Raw genomic sequence first — 16,332 nt, forward strand, 5'->3', positions numbered from 1 at the left:
TATATAAAGCTTCTAATAGTGAGGTAACGTTATAGTTGTTCCATGACTTCTTTAACCCGCAGCATTCCTAAACGCGGGCTGCTCAGAAAACGCGTTTGTTCCTCTGGGGCAAACTGCGAAATCACGCGGGCCATAGAAGCCTGCGCAAGCACAACGACATCCGTGTTGGCTGCAAGATTGCGGAGTGCAGATGCGAGTTCTTCATCATGCCCCTCTTTATCTCCAGCGAGGAGCTTCTGATAAGCAGATTTTGCGACGACTGAATCAATTTGCACCGCTTTGCCAGCTTGCTCTGCTTTGCTAATAAGCATTCGTTTGGTCGGCTGCAATGTCGTTTCGAGCGTTGCCGCAACACCAATCTTGCGTGCTGAATTCACCGCTAACTCTGCCATCGGGTCATCGATACGAATGATGGGAATTTGGAGTTTCGGCTGTACGCGGGCAACCAACTCGCCGATGGACGAGCATGCGCTCAAGATACAGGAAGCACCTGCTTTCTCGGCAATTTGTGCGTACTGAAGGAAACGCTCTTCAATCTCATCGATTTGCCCGCCATTCGCTACGAGCTGCGGCAAAATGGAATCATCTACCCAGTTCATCACTTCAACCTCAGGCAGAAGCTCTGCGGCTAATGCTTTTAAACTTTCCACCGTTACCGGCGTTGTATGGATAATGGCTAGTTTATTTGTCATTGAAATCGCTCCTTTGCATGTATGAAGCACCTTAGAAACTGTCGCTTGATTCACAACTGGTATTCATAACTCCAAAAATTCGTCTTTAGAGTCATTCAGCTTTCGTGAGAACAGATGGGCTACAGTGATTACTAATGTTGTATTTTCTTCAACAATTCACACGCCAAAAGACTGTTTTGCAACTTGAAGTTGCATTTCGTGCAACATTTTGAGCATATTTGTTGCGAAATGGTCTATATTGGGCCAAATTGTTGTACATTATGCAACATCGAAGGGTGAAAGTCTGGATCTATGCAGCAATTGTTGCACTTTTTACAACATCATTCTACCGCGAATATGGATTCGTTCTTCCAACAACCTCAAGCGAGCATAAATGATAATTGATCCCAATTTAAAACACTTCAATGTAGGGAGAGATGGATGAATGAATGAATGAATGAATGAATGAATCGACGGTCTCCGTTATCTGGCAATTTGGGCACGTTCCCAAAAGTTATATAGGCTGCAACGCAGCCTACTTTTCATTTGGTCCACTTCAATTATCGATCGTATAAATCTAAGTCATTTTCATAAGGTAGAGATGCCTGAGCCGCATATAATATGAGTCCAATACACCAAGAATGGGATAGCGTCAGCATCATTCCCTTCGGTTGGAAGCAATTCGTATTGTAGAACCGTTCCGTTACCATACCTTTGTAAGCATTGAAGTCGCCATCTTCACGCGCGATAAACTGCAGGAAGCAAGAAATATGATCTCGCGTACGATCTAGATAATATCGGTCTCCTGTATAAGTCCATAGCCGGAGCATCTCTGGTACTGCAAAAAGTCCATAATTGTGTAAATGTTGATTGGATGTTGAGGCCTGATCCGCTCCGCGCGAACAGTAGTCATACTGTGCCAGAAGAGAATGTTTAGGAAATTGCAAGTTGTACGTCCAACGGAAAGTCATCATCCAATCCGCGGCACTAGAGGCAAGCTCCAACCAAAGCGGCTGACGATTGAATTCATACAACAGAACGTAAGACACGACAGCGTTGTAAGCATCTTCCGAAGTTGGTGTTAAGTGGACGTCCTCGGGAGCGCCATAAATATACTCGTCACGAATGAATCGTTCGTAATAGCTTCCTCCCCGAACTGCAGCAGCTGCGAAACCTTCGTCTTCAAAGTAAGAGGCTCCCTCCAGAAGAGCTGCAATCCACAGCATACCGCCTGCGCCATCCCACTCCTGTACTTCGCCAGTCTCGCAATCATAGTAGGAGCCGAAGTTCCCATCGGAGCGTTGATGTTCCGCAGCGAAACGAAGATTGGAAAGAACAGCATGCTCCCATTCAGGATGCATGACACCTGCTTCTCTCTCAAAAGCAAGCGCCCGGACTAGGAACAACGTTGCTTCAGATATCGTTCGGGCTTGCAGCCACGTCTTTTTCGGATTCCAGCCTGCCGTCCAACCTCTCCCGAGCTCCCATGAAGCCCAGAACGTTCCGCTCGGTGCAAGCCCTGTTGCGATTTTATTCAACACTCGGATGCCTGCTTCTGTATAGGATGTATCCTCTTTTTTCCTGCCATAGGTCAACAAGGCGTAGGCATAAGGCACACCGCTAACCCAACTGACGTGCATGTGCGGACGATCGCCCATCCCTTTGACATTGTTGTTAAACTCGCGGTCGAAAGCAGCCGTTTCTCTAAGAATGTCGTTCTCTTTATCATAGTGCCATTCGTACAGGCCATGAGCCGTTAGTTCTGCTGCTTGCTCCAGGCCCATCCATGGATTCAGCCCATTTACTTGACGATGTATAGCATACATTTGACGAACGAAAGGATTGTAGCTGTGCGCATCAGAAGTGCCTGCGTAAACATAGAAATGAAGCTCTACTTTCTCACCCGGTTGGAACGTATGCATGTGCAGATCCGCTGGTGCTGGCACGGCGTTACCAATGAACGTCACGGGCTCCTCCTTATAGGGAAAGTTAAGCCAAATTTCCGTCCCTGCTTCATTGCCTCGAAAGCCTAGACCACTAAGTCCAAGCGGGGACATTTCATCCGTACAAAGCGCTCCGCACATCCCGTCATTCCAAGCGAACACCGCTGGAAGAGCTGCACGATCTGCACGAAATGACCAGTAATCGGACACCATTTGCTGAGGATCGCCCCCCTTAAAGTCATAGCGAGGGTAGGGACGCAGATTTTTTTCGAATCGATTCTCTTTGTAAAAAGCGCCGGGAATCATCCAATCCGGCTTGCCCGTCCCTTCAAGGCTGCAGCCAAACTGCAAATTGTACGCAGAAGCTTGCTTGCCCTTGTACTCCACATCCATGGATACTTCGAAATAGTCGCAAATATCGTTCATTTGTTTCCAGCTTGATCTTACTTGAAAGCTTTCCGATTCCCCAGAAGCCTGCAGCCCGTCAGAGGTTGACGTTATCTCATCAACAGATACCATTTCCTGCTTCCCGTCCCTACCGCTTGCCGATAACAAATTGGAAAACCGAAGACTTGCTTGATGCTTGGATTCGGCCATAGTAATCTCAAATGCCTTTACTGCATGCTCTAAGCCGTTATCCGATAACTTCCACTGCATCGCTATTCCTCCAAACCCTTCAGCTTATATAGTTCGATTAAATTCGTTCGGAAAATCCGATCAGCAAAGGTCATGGCTTCTGATTCATCAAGTGCGCCATCAGCCACCTTTTCCGTCAACACATCCGCCACCACTTTGCGGGCCAACTTCTGGTGGGCATATGTCCCTTCGATAAAGTTATAATCGCCGCCAAAGCCTTGAATTTTCGTCATTGGGACCATTTCAATAACCTGATGCAATATTTGTTTAGATGCCGTCGGCGAAATGATGTACACCCATGTAAAATCTGCGTAGACATTCGGAAAATTTTTTACAAGGCTTAAATAAGGCAAATAATAGGGGTATCCGCTGTGGAGCAGAACAAATCTTGCTTCCGTATATTCCAGCAGCAGCGGGATCAGCAATTCCACATTAGAATTCGTTAACGTGTTACCGTTAGAAGAAACACTTACTTCATGATGACCAGTATGAATTTGAATCGGTAGATCATAAGCAATCGAACGTTGGATGATGAAATGAATCAAATAATCCTGCAGCGCCTGTGTTTCAGCTTGTGAGAGCGATTCTTCCAGTGTACAGCCGAGCAGACGATTGAAAGCCAGCTCCGCTTCATGGAAGGTCGGTTTACCAGAAGATAGGGAGCGCCAGTAGGCATGCCCAAACTTTGTCGCGACCATGCCTTCCTGAACATATTTATGCAATAAGGTATCCACTGCCTCCAAATATTGGCGCAGGTGATAGACCGTAACGCCAGACATTCTCTCGACAGTAGTGATATCCTTCAATGTTCGAAGTTTGAAAGTAAAATCCATAAACATGATGGGACGAAAACGCTCGTATTCCAATTTCGTTGTTTGGATCAGTGTAAAAGCAAGATCAATGCCGGATTTTTGGACCATAACTTGCTCATACCAGCCTGGGTTATGTGTTGCTTGGGTCACTTTTTCATTCGCCTCTAATAGGCCTTTCACATTCCACTCGCTGAGCCCATATAAATCTTCCATCGCTGTCCGAAACATCCGGGCATACGTTGTATTTTTTGTTTTATGCCAAAAGTCCATAAACAGGGAAGCCTTTTGCTCCACATCTAATGAACTTTGCCTTCCTAACGCACCCATTTTCATGCCTGCGCTATAAAAATCAGAGTCCAAGTAATGCAGCAAGGAAAACAAATCATGATTTTCTCTTTTTCGAATTTGTGGTGTTGCCAGGTGTTCATGACCGTCAATGATGCGGATTCGGTTAACATAATCATGAAGGATGCTCATTAGCTGGTCTCTCTCCTTCTAAATATGCGGCTGTTTCTTGAAGAAACAGCCGCTTTTCTTTTTTACAATTATTGAAGCTCAGGGAACGCTGCTTTCACTTCTTTTTGGAAGGCTGCTACAACATCCGCATAGCTTTTATTGTCTGTAAGTCCTTGACTTGCTACTTTTCTCCAGAGACCTAGAATCGAATCACTGTATTTATCAGACTTAATCACTGGCATTGACTTCATCATTGCGTAGTAAGGCTGCAGTACTTTTTGATCCCCAGTTAAAGGAGCTGTATACTTATCTACATTTGCATCATAAACACTTTGAAGTGCTGGCATGTTCCCTCTTGCAATCAGATCTGCGTTCTGCCATTCAGCGCTAGCAGAGAATTTGATAAACTCAGCAGCGATGTCTTTATTAGCCGTTTTATTATAAATCGCACGGAACGTTCCACCGTTGTAGAAACCTTCTGGAGTTTTGGCAACGCCAAACTTACCAACGGCTTTATTATCTTTGTTACCGATCATGAATGTTGCCCAAGCAGGCATCGCTACCAATACAACACTTCCGTCATTAAGTGCATTACCCCAGCCCGCTGACATGAATGGCAATTTTGCATCTACGTTATTCGCACGAATTTCTTTTTGACTGTTATATACTTTTTCCCATTTCGGATCGACATTTAATTTGCCATTCACATAGAAAGGCTGTGTATTGTAGCTGGCAATGTCATTCAAGTCCCCTGTATTCGCAATTAAATGAACCTTGCCATCGCTTTGCTTCGCAACTTTTTTACCGAGTTCAATGATTTTATCGTAACTGTTCACCATTTCGCTGATTTGGTTCGAATCATCCGTACCGAGGAACTTTTTGGCATTTTCTTTCAAATACCAGAAGCCGCCTGGAGAGGATTGGTCAGATACCGCTTTGATTTTGCCGTCCGATGATTTACCAAGCTCAGAGACATATGGAATGTAATTTTTAACTAAATCAGCAGCGCCAATTGGTGCTAAATCCATCAAGAACGGAGATTCAATGAATTTACCAACATAACTTCTTTCAAGGTCAAGCACGTCAGGCACATCTTTGCCGGATTGCAGCGCTGATAACAGTTTGATTTGATATTGATCGCCAGGGAACACCTTAACGTCAACTTTGACATTCGGATATTTCTTTTCAAATGCTGTCGCAATGCCTTTTGTTCCATCAAAGAAAGTCCATAGGGAGAGCGTTCCAGACAGCTTTGCCGGATCTACTGGTGCGACAGATGCCGCAGGAGTATTCGTCGCTGAACTATTGTTAGTTGATTTAGAACCACAAGCCGTTAGAACACCTGTCGCAAGTACCGTTGTCATTAAAATAGAAGCCCATTTTTGTGCTTTCAAGATATATCTCCCCTTAGAGTTAATTTACAAGTATAGTGATGTTTTCTGGTTAAAATGACGATAACATATTGCCGCGCATCACTCCCCTCAATGTCTACGTATCAGCCCTTTACGGCTCCAGCCGCAACTCCGTTAATAATCCGCTTGGACATAAAAGAGAAGAACACCAGGATCGGGACGACCGATATCACAATTCCTACATATTGAGCGCCAAAGTCGGATGAAAACTGCGATTTAACACTCGCAATCATGACTGGCAAAGTTTGCATGTCGGCATCGAACAAAATAATCATCGGAACTAAAAAGTCATTCCATTTTCCAATGAAAGCAAAGATCGCTAACGTGGCAAGCGCAGGACTCATTAACGGTAAAATGATGCGATGGAAAAGCTGCATTTCACCATATCCGTCTATTCTTCCAGATTCGATAATTTCGGTTGGTACCGATGTATCAGCGAACTGTTTGACTAGAAAAATACCGAATGCGTTGTACACGGACGTAAGCAATAAAGGATAATAGGTGTTCAACATATGGAAAACATCCATTAATTTATAAAATCCGATAATCCCCAATTGTCCAGGAATCATCATTGTCGCTAGGGTAATCATGAACAATACGCCTTTGTACCGAAAATTGTATTTTGAGAATCCATAACCAGCTAACGCTGCAAAATAAACATTAATGAGTGTTGCCGTAACAGTGATGAATAACGTATTACCTAATCCACGCCAGATGTTTACGGTTTCAATCAGCCTATGATAGTTCTCTAAGAACTGGTCGCCAGGTACGATGAGCAGCTTCCGGGCAATGTCTGAATTGGTGTGTGTGGAAGTAATGATCATGCTGTAAAAAGGCAGTAAGCAAGTCAAAGCTATAGCCATTAACGCCACGTAGATGATAATTTTCAAAATAAACCAATCGAATTGAAACGCTTTCTTTATCAAGGGTCGTCACCTCCTACTCATTGAGCTTTGAAGCTTTCGCTGTAATCGCCGTCAAGACCATGACAACAACGAAAATACCATACGCGACTGTTGCTCCGTAGCTGTAATCAAAATTTTTGAATGCGGTTTGATAGAGGTACATAACCATGGTTCGGGTCGTATTATTAGGACCATCTCCGAGCATTAGTGGCGCATCAAACAATTGCAATCCACCAATTACTGAGGTAATGAAGGTAAACAGAAAGACAGGACGCAGCATGGGGAGCGTAATATATAGCGTGCTTTTCCATTTATTCGCGCCATCCATCTTGGCCGCTTCGTACACTTCTTCTGAAATGGATTGAAGTCCCGCGATAAACACGATCAGGTTAAATCCGAAATATTGCCAGCAAATGACGCCCGATACAATCGTGCGCGACCACCATGGACTGCTGAACCAGTTCACTGGCTCACTAACGATTCCTAATTCCATCAGCACTTTATTGACCGAGCCCGTTTGCCAGTCGAACAATAAGCTGAACATGACGCCAAGCGTAATCGGTGTAATGATATGGGGAAAGTAGTACACAGCCCTGAAAAAATGCTTGCCGCGAATAAATTTCTCATTCAAAATAATCGCAAGAACGAGAGCAATGATCAGCTGTGGAACAATCGACATGACCCAAATGATCAAGGTGTTCCCTATCGTTTGATAGAAGTACGTATCGTGCAAAAGACGAGAATAGTTGGCCAAGCCGACATAAACGGGATCTGTAAATCCATCCCATTTGGTAAAGCTTAAATAAAACGTATATAAAATCGGAATTAAACCAAAGATGCCAAATCCTATGAAAAATGGAGCTACAAATAGATATCCGTAATTCGACTTATTGATTTTTGAAATCATCGGTCTCAACTCTTTTCTAAAGTTTGGTACAAGATTGACGAATCACCAGTGTCGGTTTAAATAAATGAGACGTTCTCTCTACTGCTTCTCCCTCTATTTGGGCAAACAAGCCTTCCGCTGCCTTCATCCCAACCTGCTGTAGAGGCTGGCGAACCGTTGTCAATGGCGGGGAAACCCAACTCGACAAGGTGATATCATCAAATCCGACGATCGACATTTGGTTAGGAACTTGAATCCCTTGCTCCTGTAATGCTCGAAGCGCACCGATAGCTGTCTCATCACTGGAGGCAATGACTGCCGTATAGCCTTCTTCTTGAAGCAGCTCCTTCATGGCCTCGTATCCGCCTTGATTGGTCCAATCCGACGCCACGACCCACTCAGGCCGGAATTCCATTTGCAATTCTTGCATCTTCTGCTGCAAGCCTTTCAACCGGTATTTGATAGGTCCCATGTGACTAGGACCTGAAATATAGGCTACTCGACGATGTCCTAATTCATGCAGATAGGTAACCAGATCAGCAACCCCAGAAGCGTTGTCGATATCAACGGAGTATAAGCCATCCATTTCCCCATGATCGCCAATTAATGCAAGCGGATACGGAACATCCATCATCCGCTCCAGTTCAAGCAGATCCCGCTTCTGGAAGCTAAGCAGGATAATACCGTCAACCTGTCCTTCGAAAAGCAGATGGAGGAAGGACGCCTCTTGTTTGGCATTTGAAGTTCCACTATAGAATATACAGTTATAGCCTTTCTTATTGGCTACGGCTTCAATCCCTCTAATAATGCCTGAGTAGAATATGTTCGAAATGTTGTCGACCACGATACCGATCGTATTCGTCCGACTCATGACTAATCTTCGAGCATTTTCATTCCGATGATAATTAAGAGTTATAATCGCTCTCTCTAAGGCCTCTTCCGTTGCTTTCTTTACCTTTTGACCATTTAAATAACGTGATACTGTACTTTTGGATGTGTTGGCTACTCTAGCGACGTCATGAATCGTTGGATTCATTGGCTGCCCCCCTCTATACTTGAACAAATCGATTGAATTTTCATTTTCGGGAACGTTCCCATTTTAAGGATAAAAGTTTGATTTTTTGCTTGCTTCGATAAGTAATCTCACTTTTTGAGAACGTTCCCATTTTTTATTCAAAAAAAAGGGCATCTTATTCAGTTTTCCGCACTTGTTTGGGATCGTTCCCACTTTTATTCATGGCGATTTCTATAAATACATGTTATCGCTTACACATGAAATTGTCAATACTTAATTTAACAAATGAACAAACCTAATCGATGACTAGATTCATCTGTTTTAAATCTACATTTTCCATTCACCAAGATAGCAATCAACAAAAAAAGCGGGGGTCCTAGAAGCCTTTAAGGCTTCTATTGGACTACCCACTATTTTTTACTGTTACTTTAACTCTCATTCATCTTCATTTAGGATCAATTCCTTCACGGGACAAACAATCACCTGCACTCCGCACTGGCGGATTTCATCAAGAATACTGGGTTCTACTAGATCGCTAGTAACCAGAATATCAACATCTTGAAAGCTGGAAAAGGAGACCAAACCTTGCCGCTCGAATTTACTGTGATCCGCAACAATGACAATCTTTTGTCCTGCCGATATCATGGCCCGTTTTACTTCCGCTTCATAGAGATCAGAACTTGTAAAACCTTTACGAATGGTTATCCCAGAGGCGCCTAAAAAGGAGAAATCGGCATTATATTTCTGCAGCTCTAATTCCGCTTGGGGACCAACAAGACTCATTGATTTCTTAATTAGCTTCCCGCCAATGACAAAGACTGAAGCATCTTCATTATGACTGCTTTCCTCCGCGACATCTGTTCCGTTCGTAACTACCATCAGCTTTGGCACATTTCTTAGGTGACGCGCCACACACCAGGTTGTTGAGCCAGCGTCTAATATGACGATTTGATTGCCTTCCACCAACGAAGCGGCCATTTTCCCGATCGCATCTTTCTCCTCGTAAAATTGGAATCTCCGCTGCTCGACTGGAGGAATGTTTTGTGAATTATTTTGCAATTCTTCCATCAAAATGGCGCCGCCGTAATTTTTTTGAATGATGCCTTCCTGCTCCAATTGGTTCAGATCGCGGCGTATGGTTTCTTCGGAAACATTGAATTCCTTCACCAAATCAGCTACTTTAACACTGCGTTCTTGGAAGAGAATTTCTTTTATTTTGGTTCTGCGATGAATAGCAATCATAATTTGATCCCCCTCTAATCCTCGAATACCTTTACACTATTAGTTTCCGAATCAGAAAGGGATTTCTGATTGGGGATTTCTCAATGAAGATATGCAAATTCTAATATCGCTCTTCTTAGTAGGGTTGTCAAGAGAGTTCCCCGTAAAAACCCTCCAGTAAAAGAGGTTATTAAGTCCTACCCGTTATAAAATGTTCTGAACCGGGCTGTTCCAAGCAGATATGTCCAGTTTCCTGTCTGCTTCAGGAATGGAGCTCCACTGGACGTTAATCGACTTGCTTTCACCAGGGAGTAAAGAGAAGTCATTATCCGTATAATAAACATATCCTTCTGCAGTTACCGGACGAGCATCCTCTAGATGGACTAGAAAGGCTGCTTGTGTGCCTACGTTCGTAAGTTGAAGCTGCCAGAATGCCCCTTCCTCGGAAATCTTTTTCTCCACCTGTATGCTGGTTTGTGATAGTACTAACATCGGCACCAAATTAGCTGTGACACTAAATGGATAGCAATTACTGCTGATGACTTCCTTCGCGGCGTTTACAAGATTGATGCGGAAGTAGAACACATCCTCTTGCAGCTGCTGGAGGGACAGTTCAAACTCCCCAAGTCTTGTGGCAGCACTTGGCGCCACTTTTCCTTGCCACTGGAATTCCGAATATATGTGTCCGCTTGCTCCAACTAAACACCACTGCGAGGTTAACTCTCCAAGTTCTATCCTATCTGACTGAACAACCCATACATCCGCCTTGAAAGTTTCTTGACCTTCCCATGCAATCATCGCAAAGCTGGCTGAAACTTGTATAGTTTGATAGGCTCTAGCCATCGCATAGTAAACCGGCTTAGGGTTCGTAAAGTAATCAAGCGCGGAAGTGCAATAAGCATTCGGGAATGGCTCATTGAACTGCCATGGGAGTGTTCCGCTATTTTGCCACATCCGTCGAAGATTAGATTCTACCGCATACCTAAGTCCCTCTGCTTGCAGAAACTGACTTGCGCGTATGAGGTCCTCCGGATTACGAAGCTCATTTCCGAAGGATGACTGAATCATAGGCTCATTAATCCACCAGGAGCCTCGGTGAAAATAAATAGGATTATCCCGGGTTGCTGGCCACTGATTAGACTCAGAAATCGTATGGTTCAGCGTCTTTAAATGCGTCATTCCCTCTACGCCGAACTCACTATGGAGCAGTGAGGTTCCTTTGTTATAGAGCTCATACTGTTGCGACAATCCCTGAAACTCCCAAGGGCCATGCACGTCATGCTGCCCAGTTGGATCCTGATCGATGTTGTCCAGCGTATTCGAGAAGCATCGGCCGGTAGGCGATGTCGGCAGCCAAAGTGCGTCAGGATGTAGTGTTTCAACCACTTGTCTAAGGGCTCCCAATACAGGCTCCGTATCGTCAAGCGGCCGATCATCGCTATCCTGCAGTTCATTGCCTCCACACCACAGCACAAGAGAAGGATGATTTCTCTTTCTCAGAATGATTTGTTCGGCTTCCTGTACCATCATCGTGATAAAAGCCTCATCCTCACTCGGTTTGTTCGCAATCCCAGAGCTGGATTGGATGAATTCCTGCCAAACCATAATGCCGAAACGATTGCAAAGCTCATAGAAGGCATCCTTCTCAATTAGCCCTCCACCCCATACTCGCAGCATATTAACTCCTGCCTGCTTGGCTAACGTTAATAGTCTTTCTAGCTTAGCCGCCTGCTCTCTACCATACATAACATCCATAGGCACCCAGTTCCAGCCTTTAATGTACGTTTTATGCCCATTCACCACTAGTACATAAGGCCTTGCCGTAGGATCAGGTGTTTCATTCCGATGCCATGCCACTGTTCGAATGCCGAACGTTATTTCTTTGTCGGTGCTAAGCAGACTGTCGGCACGTCCCTCAGTATCATTTTTCCTTTCAAGCACGTTAATTCGGACCCGATACAAATGGGCTTCACCCGAACCGTTCGGCTGCCATAGACGTGGATGGTTAACCTGTGCAGTGGAGCTAATCTTGGTTTCTCCCTCACTTATGAAGTGATCGGATACGACAGAACTAACTTGCTCTTCTCCTGAAAAAATGCAAGTCTCCAGACGTACTTCCGCTTGTTTATTAGAGGAAAGCGTCGAATCTATCGTAAGTTTTGCTAATTGAAAATCATTGGAAAGTGTTGACCTCACATAAATATCCTCGATACGAATCGGACCCGTGACTTCCAAATACACATCGTCCCATATCCCTTGATGAATCATGCGCGGACAGAAATCCCACCAATACGTCATCCGGCTTTTATGTTCGCGAACATAGCTTGTTTTGCTAACCTGCGGTTGTTCGTCCGGTGCTTTTTCAATCACAACAGACAATAGGTTCGCCCCTCCATAATGAAGGGTGTCCGTGACATCAAATACGGCTGCCGTAAACATGCCTTTGTGATGACCTATTTTAGCACCATTCAGAAAAAACTGCGCCTCAAAATCAACACCCTTAAAATGAAGCTGAACGCGTTGACCAAAGATGAAAGCATCGATGTCGAACCATTTTTTATAAATCCACGTTCGTTCAGGCACCCATTCTGCCAGTAAACTATTACGCTCAAAATAGGGGTCCGAAACCTCACCATTTTGCCATAGATCATAGAGGACAGTTCCAGGAACCGTCCCTTTCCTCCACCAACGACTATCTTTGGAATCGGGTTTTTCTGCATTTCGCCATATCCAGTCCTCACCCAAGAAGTCTTTGAAGAGCCAATCGCTTCCGTTCAAACTAATTTGCTTTATTGCCATCGCAGATCCCCACCCTACCACTCGATTAGATCCGTCTCAGTAACCGAAAGGCTTGGATCGGAAGGAACACGGAAGGTTTTAATTTCACAAGGACCGAATTTGGCTGTTATTTCTCGATCCAAGTGAGGTAAATGAATGGTCGCTTCGGTCGTTTCTCGCGTTGTTTCATAAGCACGAATAATCAGATCGCTGCCTTCTTCGGCTTTTTTCACTACACTGAGAATGATATTATCCTTATTTACGTTCAAATAAGAATCCTTTTGAGGAAGCTCTCCCTCATGATAGGTTTCGATGATCGTGATCGGACGCTGATTTAGCTCCAGTGCATGCTTGACCGTTCCAGCCTGCTCCCAGCTTCCTTGATGCGGCAGCAGTCTGTAATTAAACGTCTGAATGCCTTGATCGATGAAGGAATAGTGTCCTTGAGGCTCGGGAACTACAGGATCATGATGGGCATAAATCGGACTGCGAATCACCGTCATCGCCAGCTCTTTATTCATAATGCTATAGCTGTATTTCGCATCATTCATTAGGGAAACACCATAGGAAGTCCCTCCGTGCTCACCAATATCACGCAAAATACCGCCATAATCTACCCAGCTTTGGCCTGGCTCTTCTTCGCCATTATGCTCCCGTTCTTTGAAGCCGTATGGGATTTCATATGTCTGTTTGGTAAATACCAAATTAATTGGGAATACCAATTTCAACATTTTAAACTGTTCACGCCAGTCCACTGTCACTTTGACATCGATATAGCCCAATTGTTTATACAAGGTGAAATCCTGCACGATCTTGGAGCTGCCATATTCACTTGTGACTCGGATGACTGATTTAACCGGGCCATGCTCAACGCGCTGAACGCCTGTCGCAATGAATTCACCAATCTTATTGTTAAAATGAAAAACATTATGACTCCACGTATCTGACTTGTCTTCGATAACGACGGGTCTCGCCGCGGGCCCGCGGAATACTTCAACATTTACTTTTTTATCAAATAAGCTGGAGATAAAGCCTGTCTTTGGATCAAATTCCAGTCGGAATCTATCATTTTCCAACGCATAATCGTTCGCTTTAATAGATTGTGATGCCAATTTGGTTTCCTGCGAAGCTGTTAGTACCTTATACACCCGATACCCCATGGACGGCAGCTGGGCAATAAAGCTAAGACGGTATCTGCCGCCAGCCGTTGCCTGAGATTGCACCAATTGGAACTGCACCTGTTTGCCGTTCTCATCTACCAATATCGTCGTATCTTTGATGCCGCCAATTTCTAACTCGATATTAACGGTGCTTTCCCAAGAATGAGGATTAAATACAACGATTGGCTTCATGCCATCTTCCTGTTCAATGCCGATATGCCAGGAAATTGATTGTATCGCATAGTTCAAACCACGCTCGGCAATCGTCATCGCTTCTCCATGCATGTTGCGAGCATCTTCATAAGCCGATTCAAGACTAGTCCCGGCAAGGATATCATGGAATTGGTTAAACAACACATTTTTCCATGCTCGATGAAAATCCGTTGGATAAGCTTGCCCTGTTCTTAATTCAGCCCATGAGGACCATTTTTCAGCCGCTAGAAGTTTATTCTCAGCTTGACGGTTCCAATGCTTGATGCCCGAATGAACGGCATAACAACCGCTGGCATGGTGCTGAAGATCGTCGTGGACGACGGGAATCGGCAGCTGCATAGCTTCCATATCGGCGAAAAATTCATTCGGCGCAGCCATCTCCATCGTCGGAAATTCAGGCAGCCCATTCATCCGTTTGATGCTGTCGATGTTCTCTTTCGTTGGACCTCCCCCATGGTTGCCAACCCCGTAGAAGACCATCAAATTGCCAAAAGGATCCTTCAGCTCCTCCATACAACGGCGAACATGCTTCTCGAGGTCCTTGCCCCATGTGCAGTACTCAAATGGAATCCGGTAAGTCAGCACGCGGCTGCCATCATCCGATTCCCAGTGAAATAGACGTCCTGGCAAGCCTTTCTCATTCGGCATGGGACGCATAAAAATATAATAAGGCATTCCGCTTTTGAGCAAAATTTGCGGCAGCATGCCGTGATGTCCAAAACTGTCGACGTTATAACCCACCTTCGCGGTTACGCCTAATTTCTCCTTGAAATAACGCTGGCCATATAAGCCTTGACGAACAAACGATTCCCCTCCGGGAATGTTGCAATCTGGTTGCACCCACCATCCGCCCACGATTTGCCAGCGGCCTTCACGTACACGTTCCTTAATCTCTTCAAACATTTTTTTGTCGTTATTCTCAACCCATTCATAGTTTGCAGCGGAGCTCGAGGTGAAAATAAAATCATCATATTCCTTCATGCGATCGAGAGCTGACCGGAAGGTTGCCTTCGTTTCTTGAAAGCCTTCCTGCCACTGCCAAAGCCAAACTGGATCCAGATGGGCATTCCCGATCATGTAAAGTTTCTTCTGTTTCATAAATTCCCCTACCTTTATTGGTTATTGGAGTGAAATCAATATTGGAAAGTCTCATACATGGGCTTGAACCATGGGTTAAAATAAACACCTAGCTGCTTCCGTGCCTCGGACACTTTCGTTTTGGCGTCATAGACCAACGTCGGAGGCAAATGACCGAATGTCATCAAGTCAAAATCATAAGTCAACAGCTTATCCAGCGAGTTGCCCCATGCTTCAATATCAGATCCTACTTTGACGTGGTAGCCTCCCCACATGGTATCACCGGCGATGAGAATCTTGTGAATGCCATCCATAAGCAGCAGCGATACACTCCCAGGAGAATGACCTGGTGTATGTATAACTTCTAATGTGAACCTGCCTATTTGCAGCATCTCCCCGTCAATTAGCGTCCGATGAACCTGCAAAGCAGGAAAAGACTTACCATAGAGAAAAGCACCTGTTCGATGGTAATCGCCTATCTCCACTTGCTCTCGATCAGCCTCGTGAATCCAAAGCTCAGTTCTGCTTTCCAGCGCCAACTGTGCAAATCCGGATACATGATCCCAGTGACCTGAGTCGCAATCACCTTCGTAATATCTTGCGGCTGCACGCCAAGCTCCCCTAAGTTGCGCTTTAACGCCGGATAGCCATCTGCACCTCCACAGTCAATTAACACAGGCTCTTTGCCAGTAATCAAATAAGCACTCGCATCCCACGGATGAGTTAGCTTATCGCCAGATACAACATAGAAATCTTCAGCGAGTTTAACAGCTTTAGACATTTGAGGATCCTCCTTTATTAGAAGATAACCGGGGCTAGGCCATAGGTATCGTGTTGTTCAACTTCTTTAGCGGTACCCCCTCATGATAGGGAACATACGATGCAGAACACTCGAGAAAAGGGATTTACCATCCAGTAACCTCAAGAAAGGAACATACCATCCAAAACCCTTGAGACAGGAAACATTCCGTCAAAATCATCGAGAAAAGGGATCATGATGCCCAAAACCCTCATGAAAAGGGATTATGATGCCCAAACCCTCATGAAAGGGCACATGCCTCCCAAACCCTCGAGAAAAGGGATCATGCCTCCCAAAACCCTCATGAAAGGGATCGTCGATGCGTTATTTACCTAGAAAGTCGCTATT

At 44.8% G+C, this 16,332-nt stretch carries 12 protein-coding genes; all 12 read right to left on the reverse strand.

From position 1 onward, the window contains the following. Positions 1–29: 29 nt before the first annotated feature. A complete protein-coding gene (locus ASG85_RS31075) occupies positions 30–692 on the reverse strand; it encodes an aspartate/glutamate racemase family protein (protein ID WP_060648816.1) in 663 nt (220 codons plus the stop codon). Between the two features lie 539 nt (positions 693–1,231). Continuing rightward, the gene (locus ASG85_RS31080) at positions 1,232–3,271 is read right to left on the reverse strand and encodes a hypothetical protein (protein ID WP_060648817.1); all 2,040 of its coding nucleotides are present in this window, start codon (positions 3,269–3,271) and stop codon (positions 1,232–1,234) included. A gap of 2 nt (positions 3,272–3,273) precedes the next feature. Then, positions 3,274–4,539, reverse strand: a complete 1,266-nt coding sequence (locus ASG85_RS31085; RefSeq protein ID WP_060648818.1) for an amidohydrolase family protein — start codon at positions 4,537–4,539, stop codon at positions 3,274–3,276. Positions 4,540–4,607: 68 nt separating this feature from the next. After that, positions 4,608–5,912, reverse strand: coding sequence for an ABC transporter substrate-binding protein (locus ASG85_RS31090; protein WP_060648819.1), 1,305 nt, complete (start codon positions 5,910–5,912; stop codon positions 4,608–4,610). Positions 5,913–6,013: 101 nt separating this feature from the next. Further along, positions 6,014–6,856 carry a carbohydrate ABC transporter permease gene (locus tag ASG85_RS31095; protein ID WP_063860439.1) on the reverse strand — a complete coding sequence of 281 codons (843 nt, stop codon included), beginning with the start codon at positions 6,854–6,856 and terminating at the stop codon, positions 6,014–6,016. 13 nt (positions 6,857–6,869) lie between these two features. Continuing rightward, entirely contained in the window at positions 6,870–7,742 is an 873-nt protein-coding gene (locus ASG85_RS31100; protein WP_060648820.1) for a carbohydrate ABC transporter permease, read from the reverse strand. Between the two features lie 16 nt (positions 7,743–7,758). Further along, positions 7,759–8,757 (reverse strand): LacI family DNA-binding transcriptional regulator, encoded by a 999-nt coding sequence (locus tag ASG85_RS31105; protein ID WP_057306600.1) that lies wholly within the window; start codon positions 8,755–8,757, stop codon positions 7,759–7,761. 414 nt (positions 8,758–9,171) lie between these two features. Continuing rightward, on the reverse strand, positions 9,172–9,978 hold the full coding sequence (locus tag ASG85_RS31110; RefSeq protein WP_057306601.1) for a DeoR/GlpR family DNA-binding transcription regulator: 807 nt from the start codon (positions 9,976–9,978) through the stop codon (positions 9,172–9,174). Positions 9,979–10,161: 183 nt separating this feature from the next. Further along, positions 10,162–12,756: a glycoside hydrolase family 2 protein gene (locus ASG85_RS31115; protein WP_060648821.1), complete on the reverse strand. Its 2,595-nt coding sequence runs from the start codon at positions 12,754–12,756 to the stop codon at positions 10,162–10,164. A gap of 14 nt (positions 12,757–12,770) precedes the next feature. Beyond that, entirely contained in the window at positions 12,771–15,206 is a 2,436-nt protein-coding gene (locus ASG85_RS31120) for an alpha-mannosidase (protein ID WP_060648822.1), read from the reverse strand. Between the two features lie 35 nt (positions 15,207–15,241). Further along, entirely contained in the window at positions 15,242–15,724 is a 483-nt protein-coding gene (locus tag ASG85_RS31125) for an MBL fold metallo-hydrolase (protein WP_162257297.1), read from the reverse strand. Beyond that, the gene (locus ASG85_RS39655; RefSeq protein WP_057306605.1) at positions 15,661–15,966 is read right to left on the reverse strand and encodes an MBL fold metallo-hydrolase; all 306 of its coding nucleotides are present in this window, start codon (positions 15,964–15,966) and stop codon (positions 15,661–15,663) included. Before ASG85_RS39655 ends, ASG85_RS31125 begins: the two co-directional genes overlap by 64 nt. Between the last annotated feature and the right edge of the window lie 366 nt (positions 15,967–16,332).

The organism is Paenibacillus sp. Soil724D2, from assembly GCF_001427935.1.
In the GTDB taxonomy this organism is placed as follows: domain Bacteria; phylum Bacillota; class Bacilli; order Paenibacillales; family NBRC-103111; genus Paenibacillus_E.